This window comes from Patulibacter ginsengiterrae (genome assembly GCF_056269115.1).
In genome coordinates this window covers 1-18,461 of the sequence record NZ_JBWDOG010000016.1, presented here as the reverse complement: position 1 = coordinate 18,461, position 18,461 = coordinate 1, and the positions used below count along the sequence as shown (strand labels likewise).

General features: G+C 71.9%; 16 protein-coding genes. 15 read left to right on the top strand and 1 reads right to left on the bottom strand.

What is annotated here, in order from left to right; translation table 11 throughout:
- The first annotated feature begins 28 nt into the window (after window positions 1-28).
- The 14 genes from ACVUH9_RS17680 (at window position 29) to ACVUH9_RS17615 (ending at window position 15,953) form a co-directional block, all read left to right on the top strand.
- Window positions 29-2,683, top strand: coding sequence for a valine--tRNA ligase (locus tag ACVUH9_RS17680; RefSeq protein ID WP_475759274.1), 2,655 nt, complete (start codon window positions 29-31; stop codon window positions 2,681-2,683).
- The gene (locus ACVUH9_RS17675; protein ID WP_475759272.1) at window positions 2,680-4,035 is read left to right on the top strand and encodes a bifunctional folylpolyglutamate synthase/dihydrofolate synthase; all 1,356 of its coding nucleotides are present in this window, start codon (window positions 2,680-2,682) and stop codon (window positions 4,033-4,035) included. The genes ACVUH9_RS17680 and ACVUH9_RS17675 overlap by 4 nt, the downstream gene beginning before the upstream one ends.
- Window positions 4,036-4,258: 223 nt before the next feature.
- Window positions 4,259-4,783 carry a zinc ribbon domain-containing protein gene (locus ACVUH9_RS17670; protein ID WP_475759270.1) on the top strand — a complete coding sequence of 175 codons (525 nt, stop codon included), beginning with the start codon at window positions 4,259-4,261 and terminating at the stop codon, window positions 4,781-4,783.
- Between the two features lie 171 nt (window positions 4,784-4,954).
- Window positions 4,955-5,362: a nucleoside-diphosphate kinase gene (ndk, locus tag ACVUH9_RS17665; RefSeq protein ID WP_475759268.1), complete on the top strand. Its 408-nt coding sequence runs from the start codon at window positions 4,955-4,957 to the stop codon at window positions 5,360-5,362.
- A gap of 4 nt (window positions 5,363-5,366) precedes the next feature.
- Window positions 5,367-6,044: a Maf family protein gene (locus ACVUH9_RS17660; RefSeq protein ID WP_475759266.1), complete on the top strand. Its 678-nt coding sequence runs from the start codon at window positions 5,367-5,369 to the stop codon at window positions 6,042-6,044.
- Window positions 6,045-6,277: 233 nt separating this feature from the next.
- On the top strand, window positions 6,278-7,333 hold the full coding sequence (locus tag ACVUH9_RS17655) for a rod shape-determining protein (protein ID WP_475759265.1): 1,056 nt from the start codon (window positions 6,278-6,280) through the stop codon (window positions 7,331-7,333).
- Between the two features lie 73 nt (window positions 7,334-7,406).
- A complete protein-coding gene (mreC, locus tag ACVUH9_RS17650) occupies window positions 7,407-8,276 on the top strand; it encodes a rod shape-determining protein MreC (protein ID WP_475759263.1) in 870 nt (289 codons plus the stop codon).
- Window positions 8,273-8,920 carry a rod shape-determining protein MreD gene (gene mreD, locus ACVUH9_RS17645; protein WP_475759261.1) on the top strand — a complete coding sequence of 216 codons (648 nt, stop codon included), beginning with the start codon at window positions 8,273-8,275 and terminating at the stop codon, window positions 8,918-8,920. Before mreC ends, mreD begins: the two co-directional genes overlap by 4 nt.
- Window positions 8,917-11,208, top strand: a complete 2,292-nt coding sequence (locus ACVUH9_RS17640) for a penicillin-binding transpeptidase domain-containing protein (protein WP_475759259.1) — start codon at window positions 8,917-8,919, stop codon at window positions 11,206-11,208. The genes mreD and ACVUH9_RS17640 overlap by 4 nt, the downstream gene beginning before the upstream one ends.
- A complete protein-coding gene (locus ACVUH9_RS17635) occupies window positions 11,208-12,404 on the top strand; it encodes an FtsW/RodA/SpoVE family cell cycle protein (protein ID WP_475759257.1) in 1,197 nt (398 codons plus the stop codon). The genes ACVUH9_RS17640 and ACVUH9_RS17635 overlap by 1 nt, the downstream gene beginning before the upstream one ends.
- A gap of 25 nt (window positions 12,405-12,429) precedes the next feature.
- Window positions 12,430-14,808 (top strand): Rne/Rng family ribonuclease, encoded by a 2,379-nt coding sequence (locus ACVUH9_RS17630; RefSeq protein WP_475759255.1) that lies wholly within the window; start codon window positions 12,430-12,432, stop codon window positions 14,806-14,808.
- A 5-nt stretch (window positions 14,809-14,813) separates the two neighbouring features.
- Complete coding sequence (rplU, locus tag ACVUH9_RS17625) at window positions 14,814-15,119, top strand: 50S ribosomal protein L21 (protein WP_475759253.1); 306 nt, start codon at window positions 14,814-14,816, stop codon at window positions 15,117-15,119.
- Between the two features lie 28 nt (window positions 15,120-15,147).
- Window positions 15,148-15,426: a 50S ribosomal protein L27 gene (rpmA, locus tag ACVUH9_RS17620; protein ID WP_475759251.1), complete on the top strand. Its 279-nt coding sequence runs from the start codon at window positions 15,148-15,150 to the stop codon at window positions 15,424-15,426.
- Between the two features lie 146 nt (window positions 15,427-15,572).
- Window positions 15,573-15,953, top strand: a complete 381-nt coding sequence (locus tag ACVUH9_RS17615; RefSeq protein ID WP_475759249.1) for a hypothetical protein — start codon at window positions 15,573-15,575, stop codon at window positions 15,951-15,953.
- Window positions 15,954-16,049: 96 nt separating this feature from the next.
- On the opposite strand, the gene ACVUH9_RS17610 is transcribed toward ACVUH9_RS17615, so the two are convergent.
- Window positions 16,050-16,739 (bottom strand): SDR family oxidoreductase, encoded by a 690-nt coding sequence (locus ACVUH9_RS17610; RefSeq protein ID WP_475759247.1) that lies wholly within the window; start codon window positions 16,737-16,739, stop codon window positions 16,050-16,052.
- 83 nt (window positions 16,740-16,822) lie between these two features.
- Between ACVUH9_RS17610 and obgE the strand changes: the two genes are divergently transcribed.
- On the top strand, window positions 16,823-18,181 hold the full coding sequence (gene obgE, locus ACVUH9_RS17605) for a GTPase ObgE (protein WP_475759245.1): 1,359 nt from the start codon (window positions 16,823-16,825) through the stop codon (window positions 18,179-18,181).
- Window positions 18,182-18,461: the final 280 nt, after the last annotated feature.

Here is an 18,461-nt window from a genome sequence, read left to right as displayed (position 1 = left end):
ACGGCTCCGGCCTCCTAGACTGGGGCCGATGCCCGATTCGCCGGAACCGTCGCGCTACGAGCCATCCGAGGTCGAGCCCGGGGTCTTCGACCGCTGGGAGCGCGCCGGCGTCTTCACCGCCACGCCCGAGGGCAGCGCCGCCGAGAACTTCTCGATCGCGATTCCGCCGCCGAACGTGACCGGTGCCCTGCACATGGGCCACGCCCTCAACGGCTCGATCCAGGACGCGCTCGTCCGGCTCAACCGGATGCGCGGCAAGAACGTCCGCTGGACGGTCGGCACCGATCACGCCGGGATCGCGACCCAGACCAAGGTCGAGCAGGCGCTGGTCGCCGAGGGCACGACCCGGGAAGCGGTCGGCCGCGAGGCGTTCGTCGAGCGCACGCAGGAGTGGCGCCAGCAGTACGGCGGCACGATCATCGGCCAGTTCCGCCGGCTCGGCCTCTCGGCCGACTACGAGCACGAGCGGTTCACGATGGACGAGGGCTACGTCCGGGCCGTCCAGAAGGTCTTCGTCACGCTCTTCGAGCAGGGCCTGATCTACCGCGACACCTACCTCGTCAACTGGGATCCGGGCTCGCGCTCGGCGATCAGCGACCTCGAGGTCGAGGACAAGGAGTGCACCGACACGCTCTTCGACGTCGCGTACCCGCTGAAGGACCCGGTCGGGGGCGTGACCGAGGTCATCGTCGCGACCGTCCGTCCCGAGACGATGCTCGGCGACGTCGCGGTCGCGGTCAACCCGCAGGACGAGCGCTTCGCGCACCTGATCGGCCAGACGGTGCTGCTGCCGCTGGTCGGCCGCGAGCTGCCGATCATCGGCGACGACTACGTCAAGACCGACTTCGGCACCGGCTGCCTCAAGATCACCCCGGCGCACGACCCGAACGACTTCGAGATCGGCAACCGCCACGGGCTCGAGCAGCTCAACGTGATCGGCGAGGACGGCCGGATCACCGGTGGCTACGCCCCCGACTTCGAGGGGATGAAGACCGCCGAGGCGCGCGAGGCGATCGTCGCCGCGCTGGGGGCCTCCGGCGCCCTGCGCGGCCAGGAGCCCTACGTCCACACCGTCCCCTTCAGCCAGCGCTCCGGTGAGCGGATCGAGCCGTTGATCTCGCTCCAGTGGTTCATGAAGATGGGCGAGCTGGCCCAGCCGGCGATCGACGTCGTCGAGCAGGGCCGCGTCCGGATCCACCCCGAGAGCCAGCAGCGGCGCTACCTCCAGTGGCTGTCGGAGATCCGCCCGTGGGTCCTCAGCCGTCAGCTCTGGTGGGGCCACCAGATCCCGGTCTGGTACCGCGAAGCGACCGACGGCAGCGGGCAGGAGACCTACTGCGGGATCGAGCCGCCGACCGGCGACGACTGGGAGCGCGACCCGGACGTCCTCGACACCTGGTTCAGCTCGGCGCTGTGGCCGTTCGCCACGCTCGGCTGGCCCGAGCAGACGCCCGAGCTGCGGGCCTTCTACCCGACCTCGGTGCTCTCGACCGCCCGCGACATCCTCTTCCTGTGGGTCGCCCGGATGGTGATGATGGGGCTGCGGTTCGCCGACGACGTCCCGTTCCGGGACGTCTACTGCCACTCCGTGATCCAGGCCCCCGACGGCCGCCGGATGAGCAAGTCGCTGGGCACCGGGATCGATCCGCTGCACCTGATCGACGGCGGCCCCCGCCCGGCGGTCTTCGCCAAGAAGAAGGGCCAGGACGCGGGTGAGTTCCCGGCCTACGGCGCCGACGCGGTCCGCTTCGGTCTGCTGGCGATGTCGTCGACCCAGGACGTCCGCTTCTCGGAGGAGAAGATCGCCCAGGGCCGCCAGCTGGTCACCAAGCTCTCCAACGCCGTGCGCTTCGCCGCCGGCCGGCTGGAGGGCCTGACGGTCGCCAGCGACCTCGACGGCGGCGCCCTGCCGACCCGGCTGGAGGACCGCTGGATCGTCTCGCGGACCGAGCAGATCGCCCGCGAGACCGCGGCCCGGATCGACGAGTACGACTTCGCCAAGGCCGCGCTCGGGCTCTACGACTTCGTCTACGGCGAGCTCTGCGACTGGTACCTCGAGCTGGTCAAGGGCCGCGACGCCGCGACCGATCCCGACCTCGCTCGCGTGCTCGGCTGGGCGCTGCGGCGGACGCTCCAGATCGCGCATCCCGTGATCCCGTTCGTGACCGAGGACGCCTGGCCGCGGATTCCGGGGCATGACGGCCCGCCCACCCTGCTCGCCGTCTCGCGGCTGCCCGAGGCCGACGACCGTCTGCTCGACCCGGTCGCGGAGGCCGAGCTCGGCCGCGTGATCGACGTGATCACCGCCGTCCGCTCGTGGCGCAACGGTGCCAACGTCCCGCCCGGCCCGATCCTGCCGGCCCGCTTCGAGGCCGACGGCTACGACGACGAGGCCCGGACCCTGCTGGCGCGGCTGGCGCGGCTCGAGCTGACCGAGCAGGAGGGGGACACCGTCGCGGTGGCGATCCCCGGCGGCCAGATCGCGATCCTCGCCAGCGAGCACGTCGACCCCGAGGCCGAGCGGGCACGGGTCGCCAAGCGCCGGGCCGAGGTCGAGGGCCAGATCAAGCAGACCGAGGCCCGCCTGGCCAACGAGAAGTTCGCGTCGCGCGCTCCGGCCGAGATCATCGCCGCCGAGCGGGCGAAGGTCGAGGGGCTGCGCGAAGAGCTCCGCGCCCTGTGACCGAGGAGGACGACGCGGTGGGCCGGGCGGCGCTCGCCGCCGCCGAGGCCTGGCTGCTCGAGCGCGAGCTGTTCGGGATCCGGCCGGGACTCGGCCGGATGACCGCGCTGCTCGCGCGGCTCGGCGATCCGCAGCGCGCGTTCGACGCGATCCACGTCGTCGGCAGCAACGGCAAGACGTCGACGGTGACGATGGCCGCGGCCCTGCTGGAGCAGCGCGGGATCGCGGCCGGGGCCTACGTCTCGCCGCACCTCGTCAGCTTTCGCGAACGGGTCCTGATCGGCGGTGCTCCGTCGAGCCCGGCGCGGTTCGCCGCGGCGGTCGAGCAGGTGCGACGCGCGACCGACGCGCTCGAGGGCGACGCCGGGGGGCCGGACGGATCGCCGCTCGACGGTCCGGTGACCCAGTTCGAGGCGGTGACTGCGGCGGCCTTCGTCGCGCTCGCCGACGCCGGCGTCCGTTGCGCGGTGATCGAGGCCGGTCTCGGCGGTCGCTGGGACGCGACCAACGTCCTGCCGGTGCCCGCCGCCGACGCGCCGCCGCCGGCCCGCCCGCCGGTCGCGGTCCTGACCAGCGTCTCGCTCGAGCACACCCGCTGGCTGGGGGACACGGTCGCCGCGATCGCGGCGGAGAAGGCCGAGGTGCTGCGCCCCGGCGGAACGCTGGTGCTCGCCCACGGGCTGCCGACGGCCGCCCGCGAGGTCGCCGTCGGGATTGCCCGCGAGCGCGGGGCGGTCGTGGTCGATGCCCCGGACACGCTTGCCGACGACGTTCCCGCGCCCGGCGCGGCCCGCTACCAGCGCCACAACCTGGCCACGGCGATCGCCGCCGTCGCCGCCTACCTCGGCCCCGACGCGCCCCGCGACCCGGTCGCCGAGCGCGAGGTCGCCGCGCACGTGATCGTCCCCGGCCGCTTCGAGACGGTCGAGCCCGATCCCGCGCACCCGGACGGGCCGGTCGTGATCTACGACGGAGCCCACAACGAGGCGGGCGTCGAGGCGCTCGCCGACGCCCTCGACGGCGCCCCGCCGACCCGCCCGCTGGTGGTCGTGGTCGGGGTCCTCGACGACAAGGATCCGGCTGCGATGCTGGCCGCGCTCGACCGTTGGTGCGACGCCGTGGTCGCGGTCGCCCCGCGCAATCCGCGGGCGGTTCCGGCCGAGCTCCTGGCGGAGAGCGTCCGGACCGTGCTCCCGGGTCGCGACGTCCACGTCGCGACGGGCGCACACGATGGGATCCGTCTTGCCCGTACACTGGCCGGATCAGTCGGTACGGTGCTCGCCACCGGATCGCTGCACCTCATCGCCGATCTCCGGCGAGGTCCGGATGCCCCACCCGGGGCGTCCTTCTGAAACTCCGATGCCCGGTTCCCCTCTCCCTCCGCACCGTCCCCGTCATGACGATTCCGTCTCCGTCCTACGCCTGGTCATCGGCGTCGCGGTGGCTGTCGCGCTGGTCATCCTCGTGTTCTTCGCCATCGGCTACGGGCTCGGTCGTGTCTTCCTCTAGACCCGCCGGCACGAGTCAGCAAGGAATCATGGGGTCGGTCGGCGAACTACCGTTCCTGTGAGCCCCATGCCCGATCTCCTCGCCGTATTTGGCATCAACAACAGCACGCTCGACACCGTCGTCAAGCTGCTGGTGCTCTTCGTCATCCTGATCTGGTTGGCGCTCGTCTACTACACGTGGGCCGACGCGCGCCGCCGGATCACCGATCCGGTCCTGATCGGGACCGCGACGATCGCCGCGCTGATCCTGCCCTTCGCCGGCACGATCATCTACATGGTCGTGCGGCCGCCGGAGTACCTCGACGACGTGCGCGAGCGCGAGCTGGAGATGCAGGCCGCCGAGGCGCGGCTGCTGCAGTCCGGCGTGCTGCTCTGCCCGCACTGCGAGTACCAGGTCCAGAAGGACTTCCTGCGCTGCCCGTCGTGCCTGAAGAAGCTCCGCGACCAGTGCACCGGCTGCAACCGTCCGCTCGATCCCGAGTGGCGGATCTGCCCCTACTGCGAGACCGAGATCCCGGGCCGGACCCCGCGCCGCCGGGCCCGTCGCTCCCGTTCCGAGGAGCAGGACGAGCCAGCCGCCGAGCGCAGCTAGCGGGGCGGGCCGGAGCGGGTCGCCGCGCCGTCCGCGGTGCGGGCGGCGGGCGGATCATCCGTCCGCGGTGACGGGACCGCAACGTCGCGTCCGGGGCGCGGCTGCTTGACTGTCGGCGTCCGTTCTTCGACCCGATCGCGGCCCCGCCGCGCAGGAGACCTCAGCTTCCCCATGTCCCGCACCCTGATTCTCGTCAAGCCCGACGGCGTCCAGCGCCAGCTCACCGGCGAGGTGCTCGGCCGCTTCGAGCGCAAGGGCCTGAAGATCGCCGCCCTCAAGCTCGTGCCGCTGGAGACCGCGGTCGTCGAGGAGCACTACGCGCACCTGAGCGACAAGCCGTTCTTCGGCGAGCTCGTCTCGTTCATGATCCAGAGCCCGGTCGTCGCGGCGATCCTCGAGGGTCCGTCGGCGGTCGAGGTCGGCCGTCAGGTGATCGGCGCCACCAACCCGGTCGAGGCCGCTTCCGGCTCGATCCGCGGCGACCTCGCGATCGAGGCCGGCGAGAACGTCGTGCACGGCTCCGACTCGGACGAGAACGCCGAGATCGAGATCAAGCGCTTCTTCCCGGAGCTGTCGTAGTCCGATGACGCGAGGCGGGGAACTGGTCCTCGCCTCGCGCTCGCCCCAGCGGCGAGCGATCCTCGAGACCCTCGGGGTGCCGTTCCGCGTGCGCGTGGCCGGCATCGACGAGGGGACCGAGGGTGACCCGATCGCCGTCGCGATCGAGAACGCGCGCCGCAAGGCGCTGGCCGTCGCCGCCGACGAGCCTGCGGGCACGATCGTGCTCGGCGCCGACACGGTGATCGCGGCCGAGACGGCGCCCGGGGCGGACGATCCGTCCGCGCCGACCGCGAGCGGTGCCGACGACCGGTCGCTCGAGGCGATCGGCAAGCCGGCCGACGCCGACGAGGCCGCGGCGATGCTGCGGCGCTGGTCGGGAACGGCCCACCGCGTCGCCTCCTCGGTCGCCGTCGTGCGGGCCGGGGGCGAGGCCGGTGGGGGTGGAAGCGGGCGCAGGGGTGGTGGCGGGCACGAGATCCTGCTCGCCGAGGCCGACACCACCCTGGTCCGCTTCCGGACGCTCTCCGACGAGGAGATCGCCTGGTACGTCGCGACCGACGAGTGGCAGGAACGGGCCGGGGCCTACGCGATCCAGTTGCGGGGCACGTTGCTGGTCGACGGGATCGAGGGCGACTGGTGGACCGTGGTCGGCCTGCCGGTCGGCCTGATCGCCCGGCGGCTGCCGGCGCTGCTCCGCTGACTGCACCGCCGTCGGCGCCCAACCCCTGCCCTGGCGCCCTGCCACTCGCACGGCTGCTCCGGAGCCCGTCCGGTGGGCCGATCCCCGGTCTGCACGGCGGGATTCACTGGGTGGGCCGGCGGGGGACCTCCGCTACACTCCGGCCTCGATCCACGGCGGCGGGGCAGTGTGACCAGGCGTCCTTGCCGGTCCGTCCCGCGACCCGTGCCGTAGATCAAGGACTCCACGCCTCGATGAGCATCTTCAGCTACCTGACCGGGATCGGCAGCCGCGACATGGCGGTGGACCTCGGGACCGCGAATACCCTCGTCTACGTCCGGGGACGCGGAATCGTCCTGTCGGAGCCGTCGGTGGTGGCGATCGACTCGCGTTCGGGCGAGGTCCACGCCGTCGGGATCGAGGCCAAGCGGATGCTCGGCCGGACGCCGGGCACGATCCAGGCGATCCGCCCGCTCAAGGACGGCGTGATCGCCGACTTCGACGTGACGGAGGAGATGCTCCGCCACTTCATCCAGAAGGCGCACCAGAACCGCTTCGCCCATCCGCGGGTCGTCGTCTGCGTCCCGTCCGGCGTGACCGGCGTCGAGAAGCGCGCCGTCGAGGAGGCGTCGATCTCCGCCGGCGCCCGCCAGGCGTACCTGATCGAGGAGCCGATGGCGGCCGCGATCGGGGCCGGCCTGCCGGTCGCCGAGCCGACCGGCTCGATGGTCGTCGACATCGGCGGCGGCACCAGCGAGGTCGCGGTGATCTCGCTCGGCGGGATCGTCGTCTCGCAGTCGGTCCGCGTCGGCGGCGACGAGTTCGACGAGGCGATCGTCGCCTACGCCAAGCGCGAGTACAAGCTGCTGATCGGCACCCAGATGGCCGAGGACGTCAAGCTCGAGGTCGGGTCCGCGTACCCGATGGTCGAGGAGGTCCAGACCGAGATCCGCGGTCGCGACATGGTCTCCGGCCTGCCGAAGACCGTCGTGATCACCAGCGAAGAGGTCCGGACCGCGCTCGAGGAGCCGCTCTCGACGATCATCGAGGCGGTCAAGGAGACGCTCGACCGCACGCCGCCCGAGCTCTCGTCCGACATCATGGACCGCGGCATCATGCTCGCCGGTGGGGGATCATTGCTCCGCGGGCTCGACGAGCGGCTCCGCGAGGAGACACAGATGCCTGCTCACCTGGCAGAGTCTCCGTTGACGTGTGTGGCGGTCGGCTCCGGTCGCTCGCTCGAGGAGTTCGAGGTCATCCACCGGATGAACCGCGGCCACTCCCGCAACAACCGTCGCCGCCGGTACTAGTCCCCAGTCTCCGCGCCGCTGTCCCGCGCCGCCGTCCCGTGCTCCACGTCTTCCGTCTCCTCCGCGCCTCGCTGTGACCGACCCGTCCGCCCGCCGTCGCCGCCACATCGTGCTGGCCGTCCTCGTGGTCGTCGCCCTGGTCCTGGTCACGGCGGGCTTCGGGGCGTCCGGTGGCGGGGCCGCCGGCGGCCCGCTGGGGGCGCTCAACGAGGGCGCCTCGAAGATCGCCAAGCCGATTCGCGACCTCGTCAACTGGTTCGGCGACACGGTCCACGCCAAGGGCGAGAACCAGGACCTGCGCGCCGAGAACGCCAAGCTGCGGACCGAGAACGCGCGGCTGGGCACGGCGCTCCGCCGGTTCCCGAAGGTCGACCAGCTGCAGAAGCTGGTCGACGAGCTGAACCTCAAGCGCAACGACCCGGTTCCGGCGAACGTGGTCGTCCAGTCGCCGACCGCGTGGGCCAGCACGATCGGCATCGACCGCGGGAGCAACGACGGGATCGCCGTCGACCAGGCGGTCGTCGGGGCCGACGGCGAAGGCGCCGGGCTGGTCGGCTTCGTCAGCGCCGTCCGTGCCAACAGCGCGACCGTCTCGCTGCTGCCGACCCAGGGCCTGGCCGTCGGTGCGCGGCTCGACAACAAGGATCCGATCCTGACGCTCCAGGGCGCGGGGGCGGGGACGTCGACCGACCTCGAGCTCCAGTACATCCCGTCGCGCCGCCGCGGCCTCGTCGGCAAGCTGGTCACGACCTCGGGGACCGCGCCCGACACCCCGGAGCTGCCGTCGAACGCGCCTCCCGGTCTGCCGATCGGCTACGTCGACCGCGTCGACCAGGCGGCGACCGATCAGCAGGTGGCGCACGTGCGGCCGTTGGTCGACCTGCGCACGCTGGAGTCGGTCCAGGTCCTGACCCGGACCGTGAACCGGAACCTCAAGCCGTGAGCCGGCGGCGGTCCGTCAGCCGCGCGCGCCCTCGGCCGCGGCGCGGTCTGCGACTGCCCGACCACGCGGCGCTCGGGCCGAAGCCGGTCCTGCGCCTGGGCCTGCTCGGGTTGCTGGCGGTCCTGCTCCAGCTGGCGATCTTCTCGCGGGTCACGTTCCTCGGGATGCAGCTCGACCTGGCGTTGCTGACGCTGCTGATGGTCTCGCTGCTCGGCGGCCCGATCGTGGGCGCCGCCTTCGGCTTCGGGATCGGGCTGCTGCTGGACCTGATGTCCGGTCAGACCTCGGGGCTCACGTCGCTCGTCTACGTCCTCTCCGGCTACGCCGTGGGCCGGCTCGGCCAGCTCCGCGACCCGGACTCGAACGTCGTCCCGCTGGTCGTCGGGCTGTTCGGCACCGCGGCGGTGATGGTGCTCTACGGACTCGTCGAGCTCCTACTGACGCAGGGCATGCGGGTCAATGTGAACATGGTCTGGGTGATCGTCGGTACGACCTTGATCAACGCCATCGTGGCCGTACCCGTGCATAATCGGACGAAGCGCTGGCTGTTGCCGATGCTTCCCGAGGAAGCACGCCGCCGGCGCCGTCGCCGCACCTACGGGCGGCGGACACCGTCGTCTGACATCGACGTACGCATTCGATGAGCCCTCGTGACCGCAGGACACCGACCCCGCAGCTCGCGCTCCGCGTGGCGGCGTTCGGTCTGATCGCCGTCGGGGTCTTCGCGATCCTCTTCCTGCGGCTCTGGTTCCTCCAGGTGCTCCAGGGCGACCAGTACCTCAAGCAGGCGTCGGAGAACCGCTCGCGGGTCGTTCGCGTCGCCGCGTCGCGCGGGACGATCGTCGACCGCAACCGCAACACGCTGGTCGAGAACAAGGTCACCACCGTCGTCACGCTCCAGGCCGATGCCGTGCCGGCGGTCGACCGCGACCGGATCGCCGAGTGGGGCCAGAAGCAGGGCGAGTACGACGTGAGCGTCGTGCGGCTCTCCGACCAGCTGGTCGCCGAGCAGCAGCGCGAGGTCACCGCTCGCCGGGCGAACGAGACCGCGCGGCAGAAGGCCCGTCGCGAGAAGCGGGCGAAGAACGCGACGACCGCCGAGCGACGAGCGACGACGCGCGCGATGGTTCAACGCCGCAAGGCCGCCAACCGCGAGGCCCGAACCCGCCTGGCGGGGACGAAGCCGAGCGCGCTGAGCTTCGAGAAGGACGCCTCGCCGCTGCTCCGCCGCCAGCTCGAGACGATCTCGCCGGTCGTCAAGATCTCGCCCGAGACGCTCTACGACCGGGTCGTCCTGAGCACGGTCAAGCTGCCGTGGGCGGGCGTGCCGCTGAAGAGCAAGAACGTCAGCGCCGGCACCCGCAACTACCTGCTCGAGCAGCGGGCGCGGTTCCCCGGGATCGCCGTCACCCGCGAGTACGTCCGCGAGTACCCGGGCGGCAACCTCGCCTCGCAGATCTTCGGCACCGTGAACGAGATCAGCAAAGGCCAGCTGCGCGAGGCCCGCTACCAGGGGCTCCAGCAGGGCCAGGTGATCGGTCAGGACGGGCTCGAGCGCGCCTACGACAGCTACCTGCGCGGCAAGGACGGCCAACAGCGGGTCGAGGTCAACGCCCAGAACCGGCCGACCGGCGCCGTCGAGGAGGTCAAGGCCAAGCAGGGGCAGCAGCTGCGGCTGACCCTCGACAAGGGGCTGGAGCAGACCGGCCAGTTCGCGATGGAGACCGAGATCGGGACCTCGATCGACGACAAGACCGGCTACCGCGCCGCCGGCGCCTACGTCGCGCTGGACCCACGCAACGGCGAGGTGCTGGCGATGGGCTCGTATCCGTCGGTCGACCTGAACACCCTCAACGGCAGCATCAGCTACAAGCGCTACAACCGGCTGCTGGGCAAGCGCAACGGCTCGCCGATGGTCAACCGGGCGATCGCCGGCCAGTACCCGACCGGCTCGACCTTCAAGCCCGTGACCGCCCTTGCCGGGCTCTCGTCCGGGCTGATCACGCCCGACCAGCCGACCGCTGGCGGCGCGTGCCGGAAGTTCGGGACCGCCAACCAGGAGTTCTGCAACGCCGGCAAGGCCGACCTCGGCGGGGCGGACCTCGTCCGCTCGCTGCAGGTCTCGTCCGACGTCTACTACTACGACATCGGGGCCGGCCTCTACAAGAAGCCGGACAAGCCGCTCCAGACCTGGGCGCGGCTGTTCGGCTACGGCAAGCCGACCGGGATCGACCTGTCCGGCGAGGCCTCCGGGATCGTGCCCGACAGCGCCTGGCGGGCCCAGCGCGACGACGACGAGCTGGCCTGCCGGAAGAAGCGGGGCGTGGAGAGCTGCGGCCTGGTCTACGACCTCGGCGGTCACTTCCTGCTCGGCGACAACGTCAACCTCTCGGTCGGCCAGGGCGACTTCCTCGCGACCCCGCTGCAGGTGGCGACCGCCTACTCCGGGCTCTACGACAAGCCCGGGATCGTGACCGACGAGCTGCGCTTCCCGACGCCGCACCTGGCCCAGCAGGTCGAGTCGCTGACCGGCGAGCTGAGCTCGACCTTCGAGAGCAAGCCGGCGCGGGTCGTCAAGACCGACGCCGGCTGGAAGAAGAAGATCCTCGACGGGCTCCACGCCGTCACCGCGACCACCGAGGGGACCGCGGCCGGGGTCTTCGCCGGCTGGGACCAGACGAGCTTCCCGGTCTACGGCAAGACCGGCACCGCCCAGCGCTGCAACGACTCGACCTGCACCGACCAGGCGTGGTTCGCCGCCCTGGTTCGCGACCCGCAGAAGCCGATCGTCGTCGTCGCCACGGTCGAGGCCGGCGGCTTCGGCACCACCACCGCCGCGCCGGTCGTCTGCCGGATGCTCCGCAAGTGGTACGACCAGCCGGCCGCCCAGGCCCGCTGCGCGTCGGCGAAGAGCACGACGGGCGTGGAGTGATGGCCAGCGAGCGCTCAGCCGCGCCGGTCGGCGTGCGGCGGCCGCGGCGACGGCGCCGCGGGCTGACCGAGGTGCTCGACGCGCGGCTGCCGTTCGACCCGGTCCTGGCGCTCGCCGCGATCGGGCTGACCGTCTGCTCGGTGGTCGCGATCGACGGCGCGACCGTCGGCTCCAGCTTCGCGTCACGCCAGATCGTCTACGGCGTGGTCGGGATCGTCGTCGCCGCGGTCGTCTCGCGGTTCGACTATGCCCGGCTGCAGGAGTTCCGCTGGCCGCTCTACGGCTTCATGCTGGCGTCGATCATCGCGGTCGCGCTGCTCGGCAGCGAGGTCAACGGCTCGACGCTCTCGATCCAGCTCGGCTTCTTCAGCTTCCAGGCGTCGGAGCTGGGCAAGGTGATCCTCGCGGTCACCGGCGCGGCGATCCTGGTCGAGCGATCACGGGCGATCGCGGAGTGGCGAACGACCCTCCAGCTGCTGGCCTTCATGGGCCTGCCGGCGGTGATGGTCGTGAGCTCGGACCTCGGCTCGGGCATGGTCTACGGCGCCGTCGCGATCGGCGTGCTGCTGATCGGCGGCACCCCGGGCCGGCACCTGGCCGTGATCGGCGCGGTGCTCACGGTCGGGATCGTCAGCGTGCTCGGGCTGTTGCCCGCCGTCGGCGTGAACGTCCTCCAGCCCTACCAGGTCGACCGTCTGACGGCCTTCCTGAACCCGGGCGCCGACACCCGTGGCCCGGGCTACCAGTTGAACAACGCCAAGACCGCGATCGGCTCCGGACAGAAGACCGGACGCGGTGACGAGGCGACCCAGCAGACGCTGGGGTACTTGCCGGAGAAGCAGACCGACTTCATCTTCGCCTCGGCGGGGGAGCGGTACGGCTTCGTGGGAGTGGCCGTGATCCTCTCCCTCTACGCACTGATCATGTGGCGCGGGTTGCGCATCCTCTCGACCGCGAGAGATTTCTACGGAGCGGTGCTTGCCGCTGGCATCCTGTCGATGCTGCTGTTCGAGATCTTGGTCAACGCGGGGATGAACGTCGGCATCATGCCGATCACCGGCATCCCACTCCCTCTTGTGAGCTACGGCGGATCATCCGTACTCTCCACCTACCTCGCGATCGGCCTGTTGCAGGCGATCTACGCGCAGGGCAGGGCGGCAGTACGACGCGGTCCGACCGTGGACAGAACCGATTGAGGTACTCGTGAAAAAACAGGTCCTCGTGAGCGTGGACCGCGGGGAGACCCGCGTCGCGCTCCTGGAGTCCACCGAGGCTCCCGCCGGAAACGGCACCAACGACAACAGCGCCAGCAGCACGACGGAGACCGCCAGCACCGGCGGCCGTCGGCGCCGCGGCCGCGGCCGCGGCGGGGCCAAGAAGGAGACCGGCGGCGACGGCTACCGCGTCGCCGAGCTCTACTTCGAGCGCCGCTCGAACCGCTCGATCGTCGGCAACGTCTACAAGGGCCGCGTCGACAACGTGCTGCCCGGCCTCGAGGCCGCGTTCGTCGACATCGGGCTCGAGAAGAACGCCTTCCTCCACGTCGACGAGATCCGCCTTCCGGGCGTCAAGGTCGCGCGGCGCGGGCACGGCGGCGAGGGTGGCTCGCCGCGGATCAGCGACCTGATCAAGCCCGGCGACGAGCTGGTGGTGCAGGTCACCAAGGACCCGCTCAAGACCAAGGGCGCGCGGGTCACGATGGACCTGACGATCGCCGGGCGCTACCTCGTGTACGCGCCGAAGGGCGAGGGCGTCGGGGTCTCGAAGAAGGTCGAGGACGCCGAGCGCAACCGCCTCCGCAAGGAGGTCAAGGACCTCGAGCTGCAGGGCGGTGGCGCGATCGTGCGGACCGCCGCGCGCGGTGCCGTCCGCGCCGACTTCGAGCGCGAGCTGCCCTACCTCTTCAAGCTCCACGAGGTCCTCGAGCAGCGGGCCAAGGAGCTCAAGGGCCCCTGCATGGTCTTCCAGGAGGCCGACCTCTCGGTCCGCGTCGTCCGCGACATCTTCAGCTCGGAGTTCGAGCGGGCGATCGTCGACGATCCGGCCCAGGTCCAGCGGCTGCAGTCGTTCTTCACGCGCACCGCTCCCGAGCTGGTCGACAAGGTCGAGCTGTGGGAGGAGTCGACGCCGCTGTTCGACGCCCACGGCGTCGAGGAGGTCATCGACGGGCTGCTCGGCCGCCGCGTCGACCTGCCCTCCGGCGGCTACCTGATGCTCGACTACGGCGAGGCGTTGACCGTCATCGACGTCAACTCCGGCAGCTTCACCGGCAAGGGCCGCCAGGCCCGGCTGGAGGACACGATCACCCGCACCAACCTCGAGGCGGCCGAGGCGGTCGTCAACGAGCTGCGCCTGCGGGACATCGGCGGCATCATCGTCATCGACTTCATCGACATGGCCCGGACGCGCAACCAGCGCGAGGTCCTCAAGACGCTGCGGGCCAAGCTCGCCGAGGACCGGACCAAGACCTTCACCGCCGAGATCTCCAAGCTCGGCCTGGTCGAGATGACGCGGCAGAACGTCACCGAGGGCGCACGCGAGGTCATCACCCGCGCCTGTCCCACCTGTGACGGCGACGGCGTGATCAAGAGCGAGGAGACGCTGGCGATCGAGTTCGAGCGCAAGCTGCGCGAGATCGCGGCGCGGGCGCCCGCGGCCTCGAAGGCCTTCCTCGTCCGGATGCACCCCGGCGTGGTCGTCGAGTTCACGGGCCAGAGCGCCCGCGTGCTCCACCAGCTCGAGGCCGCGACCGGCCGCTACTTCGTCTTCGAGGGCTCCGAGCGGCTGCCGCTCGACGAGTTCGAGATCGTGATGGAGGGCTCGATCGACGAGGTCCGCGAGCGGGCGATCCCCTTCCACGAGGGGGAGGAGGTGCTCGTGCAGATCGTCGAGCCGCACATGTACAACGTGGACGACGCGGTCGCCAAGGTCGGCGGCTACATCGTCACCGTGACCGGCGGCGGTCGCTTCGTGGGCGAGAAGAAGCTCGTCCGGATCGAGCGTGCCGGCCGGACCTCGGCCGGCGCCACGCTGGTCGGCGTCCAGCCCGAGCCGCCCGCGCCCGAACCGGCCGCCAAGCCGGAGGCCGAGCGCGCCGCGAAGCCGCCCCGTCGTCGCTCGCGGGCGAAGGCGGCCCCGAAGGACGACGCGGAGGCGCTCCCGGACGCCGAGGAGGCCCCGGTGGCCGTCGCCGAGCCGATCGAGGACGAGGCCCCCGCCGAGGAGCCCGTCGCCGAGGAGCCGGCCGCCAAGCCGAAGCCCGCCCGCCGTCGCCGGACCCGCAAGTCGGCCACGCCCGACGAGGCTGCTGCCGAGCCGACCGCCGACGCGGCGCCGAGCACCGTCTCCGAGCCCGATTCGACCGCCGACGGCGACGCCGAAGGGGACGCTCCGGAGGCCGACGAGGAGGCCGCTCCGAAGCGCCGCACCCGCACCCGCGCACGCCGCGGACGGGGCACCGCCCGCCAGCGAAGCGACAGCGAGGCCGCGGATGACGTATCCTCCCCGGTCCGGCGTCGCACGGGTGGTGCGCGCCGTTCTGCTGCGTCCCCGGAAGGATCACCCGCCGGTGAGACCGCAGATACCAACTCGTCCGAGTGAGCCGTATGTACGCAATCGTCAAGACCGGTGGCAAGCAGTACCGCGTTGAGCAGGGCCAGGAACTCCTGGTCGAGAAGCTCGATGCCGATGCTGGCGCCTCCGTCACGCTGGAGCCCGTGCTCGTTCGTGGTGACTCCGTCGCGATCGGCGCTGCCGCGCTGAAGTCCGCGAAGGTGGGCGCCACGATCGTCGAGCACACCAAGGGCCCGAAGATCCGCATCTTCAAGTTCAAGCCGAAGCGCGGCTACAAGCGGACCACCGGTCACCGTCAGCCGCTCACCCGCATCCGGATCGACTCGATCTCGGCCTAGCGGTCGACTCGAAGGAGCACCAGAACTCATGGCGCATAAGAAGGGCCTCGGCTCCTCTCGCAACGGTCGCGACTCGAACGCTCAGCGTTTGGGCGTGAAGGTCTTCGGCGGCCAGGTCGTCACCGGCGGCGAGATCATCGTCCGTCAGCGTGGCACCCGCTTCAAGCCCGGCAAGGGCGTCGGCATCGGCAAGGACGACACGCTCTTCGCCAAGGCCGAGGGCATCGTCACCTTCAACCGCGGTTGGCGCGGTCGCGTCGTCACGGTCGAGCCGGTCGTCGAGGCCGTCCCGGTCGCGGCTGACTGAGCCACCATCATCTGAAACCCGGTCGTCGCCCCGCGCGACGGTCGGTCGCAGTTGCCGAACGGCCCGCAGACGCGGGCCGTTCGTCGTTCCGGGGGCCGCGCGGCGCTGGTCCTACCGCCGGTAGCCGCAGCGGATAGGCTCGGAGCATGTCTCGCCTCACGCCCGCCAACATCTCCCGTGCGATCGGGGCCTCCCGGATCGCCTTCGGGCTCGCCCTGATCGTGCTTCCGGCCCGGATCGGCGGGCGCTGGCTGGGGGAGGACGCCACGACCCCGGCCGCGTCGGTCGCGCTCCGCGGGCTCGGGATCCGCGATGCGCTGATCGGGATGGCCCAGATCCACACCGCTGGCGACCCCGATCGCGGCTACCGCTGGGCGCGGACCGCCGGGTTCGCCGACGTCACCGACCTCGCGGCGACGGTGGCCGTCGCCCGCTCGCTGCCGAGCAACGGGATCGGCGGGGCCGTCGTCGCCGGCGGTGCGGCGGTCCTCAGCTTCATCACCAGCAAGGCGATGCGCGCCTCCTAGTCGCACGAGGGTCCCGGGCCGGCCGCCGCGGGCGCGACCCCGCGTCGCGGCTGCGGCCGGCGCACCGGGGCGTCACCGTGGGGGCGGCCGGGAGGCCTACCCCTCCTGGGCGGTCGGGCGGATCAGGATGTCGTTGACGTCGACGTGGGGCGGCTGGCCGAGCGCCCAGAGCACGGCGCGGGCGATGTCCTCGGGGCGCAGCGCCTCGAGCGTCGGCGGGGTGTCGAAGAACGGGGTGTCGACCATCCCGGGCTCGACCAGCGTGACCCGCGCGCCGGTGCCGTTGAGCTCCTGGCGCAGCGACTCGGCCATCGCGCCGACCGCGAACTTGGTCGACGAGTAGAGGCTGCCCGGGAGCGGGCGGCGACCGGCGACGGAGCCGGTGATCACGAAGTGGCCGCGGGCCTCGCTGATCGGGTCGATCGTGGCGCGGATCGTCAGCGCGGCGCCGAGCACGTTGGTCAGGACCATGTCCCGCCAGTGCTCCGGGGACTCGTTGCGGAAGCCGCGGGAGGCCCCGAAGCCGGCGTTGGCGAAGACGGCGTCGAGGCCGCCGAAGCGCTCGCGGGCGGCCGCGACGGCGGCCTCCAGGTCCTCGAACTCCGTCACGTCGCAGGTGACGGCGAGCGCGTGCTCGGGGCCGAGGTCGGCCACCAGCGCGTCGAGCTTGTCGCGCGAGCGGGCGGCGAGCACGACCTGCCAGCCGGCGTCGACGGCGGCACGGGCGGTCGCCGAGCCGATGCCGGAGGAGGCACCGGTGATCAGCAGCGTCTTGCGGTCGGTCATGGTGCGAGTCTCGCAGCCGACCGCGTGGGCACCGCGAGCACGGGCAGGGAGCCCGTCCGGGCCGCACCTGCCACCATCCCGGGGTGCTTTCCGATCACGCCCACATCTTCGTCCAGGGCGGTCACGGGGGCAATGGATGCATGTCCTTCCGCCGGGAGGCCATGGTCGCCAAGGGCGGACCCGACGGCGGCGACGGTGGCCGTGGCGCCCTCGTCGAGCTCGTCTGCGACGACTCCTACCGTGACCTCCAGCAGTTCTCCCGCCGTGCCCACTACAAGGCTCCCCGTGGTCGCCACGGCGAGGGCGCGCTGAAGAAGGGCCACGACGGCGAGGACCTGATCGTCCCCGTCCCCCCGGGCACCCAGGTGACGGGGATCGACGGGACCGTCCATGACCTGCTCGTGCCCGGTCAGCGGCTCGTCGTCGCCAAGGGCGGCTCCGGTGGTCGCGGCAACGCCCGCTTCACCTCGCCGACCCGTCAGGCGCCGCGGTTCGCCGAGAACGGCCTCGACGGCGACGAGGGCTGGATCGACCTGCGCCTCAAGCTGCTGGCCGACGTCGGCCTGATCGGGGTGCCGAACGCCGGCAAGTCGTCGCTGCTGGCCCGGATCACCAGCGCCCGTCCGAAGGTCGCCAACTACCCGTTCACGACCCTCTCGCCGGTGCTCGGCACGATCGACGGCGAGCAGCGCCAGCTGATCCTCGCCGACATCCCGGGGCTGATCGAGGGCGCCAGCGAGGGCAAGGGCCTCGGCCACGAGTTCCTGGCCCACGTCGAGCGCTGCCGGCTGCTCGTCCACGTCCTCGACCTCGCCCCGCTCGACGGCAGCGACCCGCTCGAGAATCACGCCACGATCGAGGCCGAGATCGCCGCCTACGACGAACGGCTGGCCGGTCTGCCGCGGATCCTGGTGCTCAGCAAGGCCGACCTCGTCACGCCCGAGGCCGCGGCCGAGGCGGCGGCCGGCTGGCGCGCCCGGCTCGACGCGCTGGAGGACCCGCCCCGCCGGCCGGACGCCGAGCTCGAGGAGTGGGAGGAGCCCGTCGCCCCGCAGGTCCCGGTGGTCGTGATCTCCAGCGCGACCGGCCAGGGGATCGACGAGCTGCGCGCGCTGCTGCTGCGGACGGTGCCGCTGCGCCCGCTCGCCGACGCAGCGATCGCCCTCGACGGCGAGCCGCTCGCCGAGCACAAGACCTACGCGCCGCGGGTCGAGAGCGAGTGGAAGGTCGAGCGGACCGGCAAGACCAGCTTCCGGATCGTCGGCCCCGGGATCGCCCGCCTGATCGCCCGCCACGACATCGACAACGAGGAAGCGCTCGAGTACCTCGAGTCGCGGCTGCGGAAGATGGGCGTGATCGAGGCCCTCCAGACCGAGGGCTTCGAGCCCGGCGACGACGTCGAGATCGCCGGCGTCGAGTTCGAGTTCGACCCGGAGGCGTAGGCAGGTCGCTCGCGGGGGCGGCGGTGGCCGCGGGCTGGCCGTGTGGGGGCGGGCCGTTGCTGCTGGACGGCCGTGTCGCGGGGTGGCTGGTGGCTGCGGGGTGGCCGTGTCGCGGCGTTCTCCGGGGCCGCGGGCTAGCCGTGTCGCGGGGGTGGCGGTGGCCGCGGGCTGGCCGTGCCGCGGCGGGCCGGCCGTTGCTGCTGGACGGCCGTGTCGCGGGGTGGCTGGTGGCTGCGGGGTGGCCGTGTCGCGGCGTTCTCCGGGGCCGCGGGCTAGCCGT

What these genes read in the sequence shown, in the direction of transcription:
- ndk (WP_475759268.1), top strand. Translation starts at nt 4,955, where the DNA reads ATGTCCCGCACCCTGATTCTCGTCAAGCCCGACGGCGTCCAGCGCCAG.
- ACVUH9_RS17615 (WP_475759249.1), top strand. Translation starts at nt 15,573, where the DNA reads ATGTCTCGCCTCACGCCCGCCAACATCTCCCGTGCGATCGGGGCCTCC.
- ACVUH9_RS17660 (WP_475759266.1), top strand. Translation starts at nt 5,367, where the DNA reads ATGACGCGAGGCGGGGAACTGGTCCTCGCCTCGCGCTCGCCCCAGCGG.
- rpmA (WP_475759251.1), top strand. Translation starts at nt 15,148, where the DNA reads ATGGCGCATAAGAAGGGCCTCGGCTCCTCTCGCAACGGTCGCGACTCG.
- ACVUH9_RS17610 (WP_475759247.1), bottom strand. Translation starts at nt 16,739, where the DNA reads ATGACCGACCGCAAGACGCTGCTGATCACCGGTGCCTCCTCCGGCATC.
- ACVUH9_RS17655 (WP_475759265.1), top strand. Translation starts at nt 6,278, where the DNA reads ATGAGCATCTTCAGCTACCTGACCGGGATCGGCAGCCGCGACATGGCG.
- ACVUH9_RS17640 (WP_475759259.1), top strand. Translation starts at nt 8,917, where the DNA reads ATGAGCCCTCGTGACCGCAGGACACCGACCCCGCAGCTCGCGCTCCGC.
- ACVUH9_RS17670 (WP_475759270.1), top strand. Translation starts at nt 4,259, where the DNA reads ATGCCCGATCTCCTCGCCGTATTTGGCATCAACAACAGCACGCTCGAC.
- ACVUH9_RS17680 (WP_475759274.1), top strand. Translation starts at nt 29, where the DNA reads ATGCCCGATTCGCCGGAACCGTCGCGCTACGAGCCATCCGAGGTCGAG.
- ACVUH9_RS17635 (WP_475759257.1), top strand. Translation starts at nt 11,208, where the DNA reads ATGGCCAGCGAGCGCTCAGCCGCGCCGGTCGGCGTGCGGCGGCCGCGG.
- rplU (WP_475759253.1), top strand. Translation starts at nt 14,814, where the DNA reads ATGTACGCAATCGTCAAGACCGGTGGCAAGCAGTACCGCGTTGAGCAG.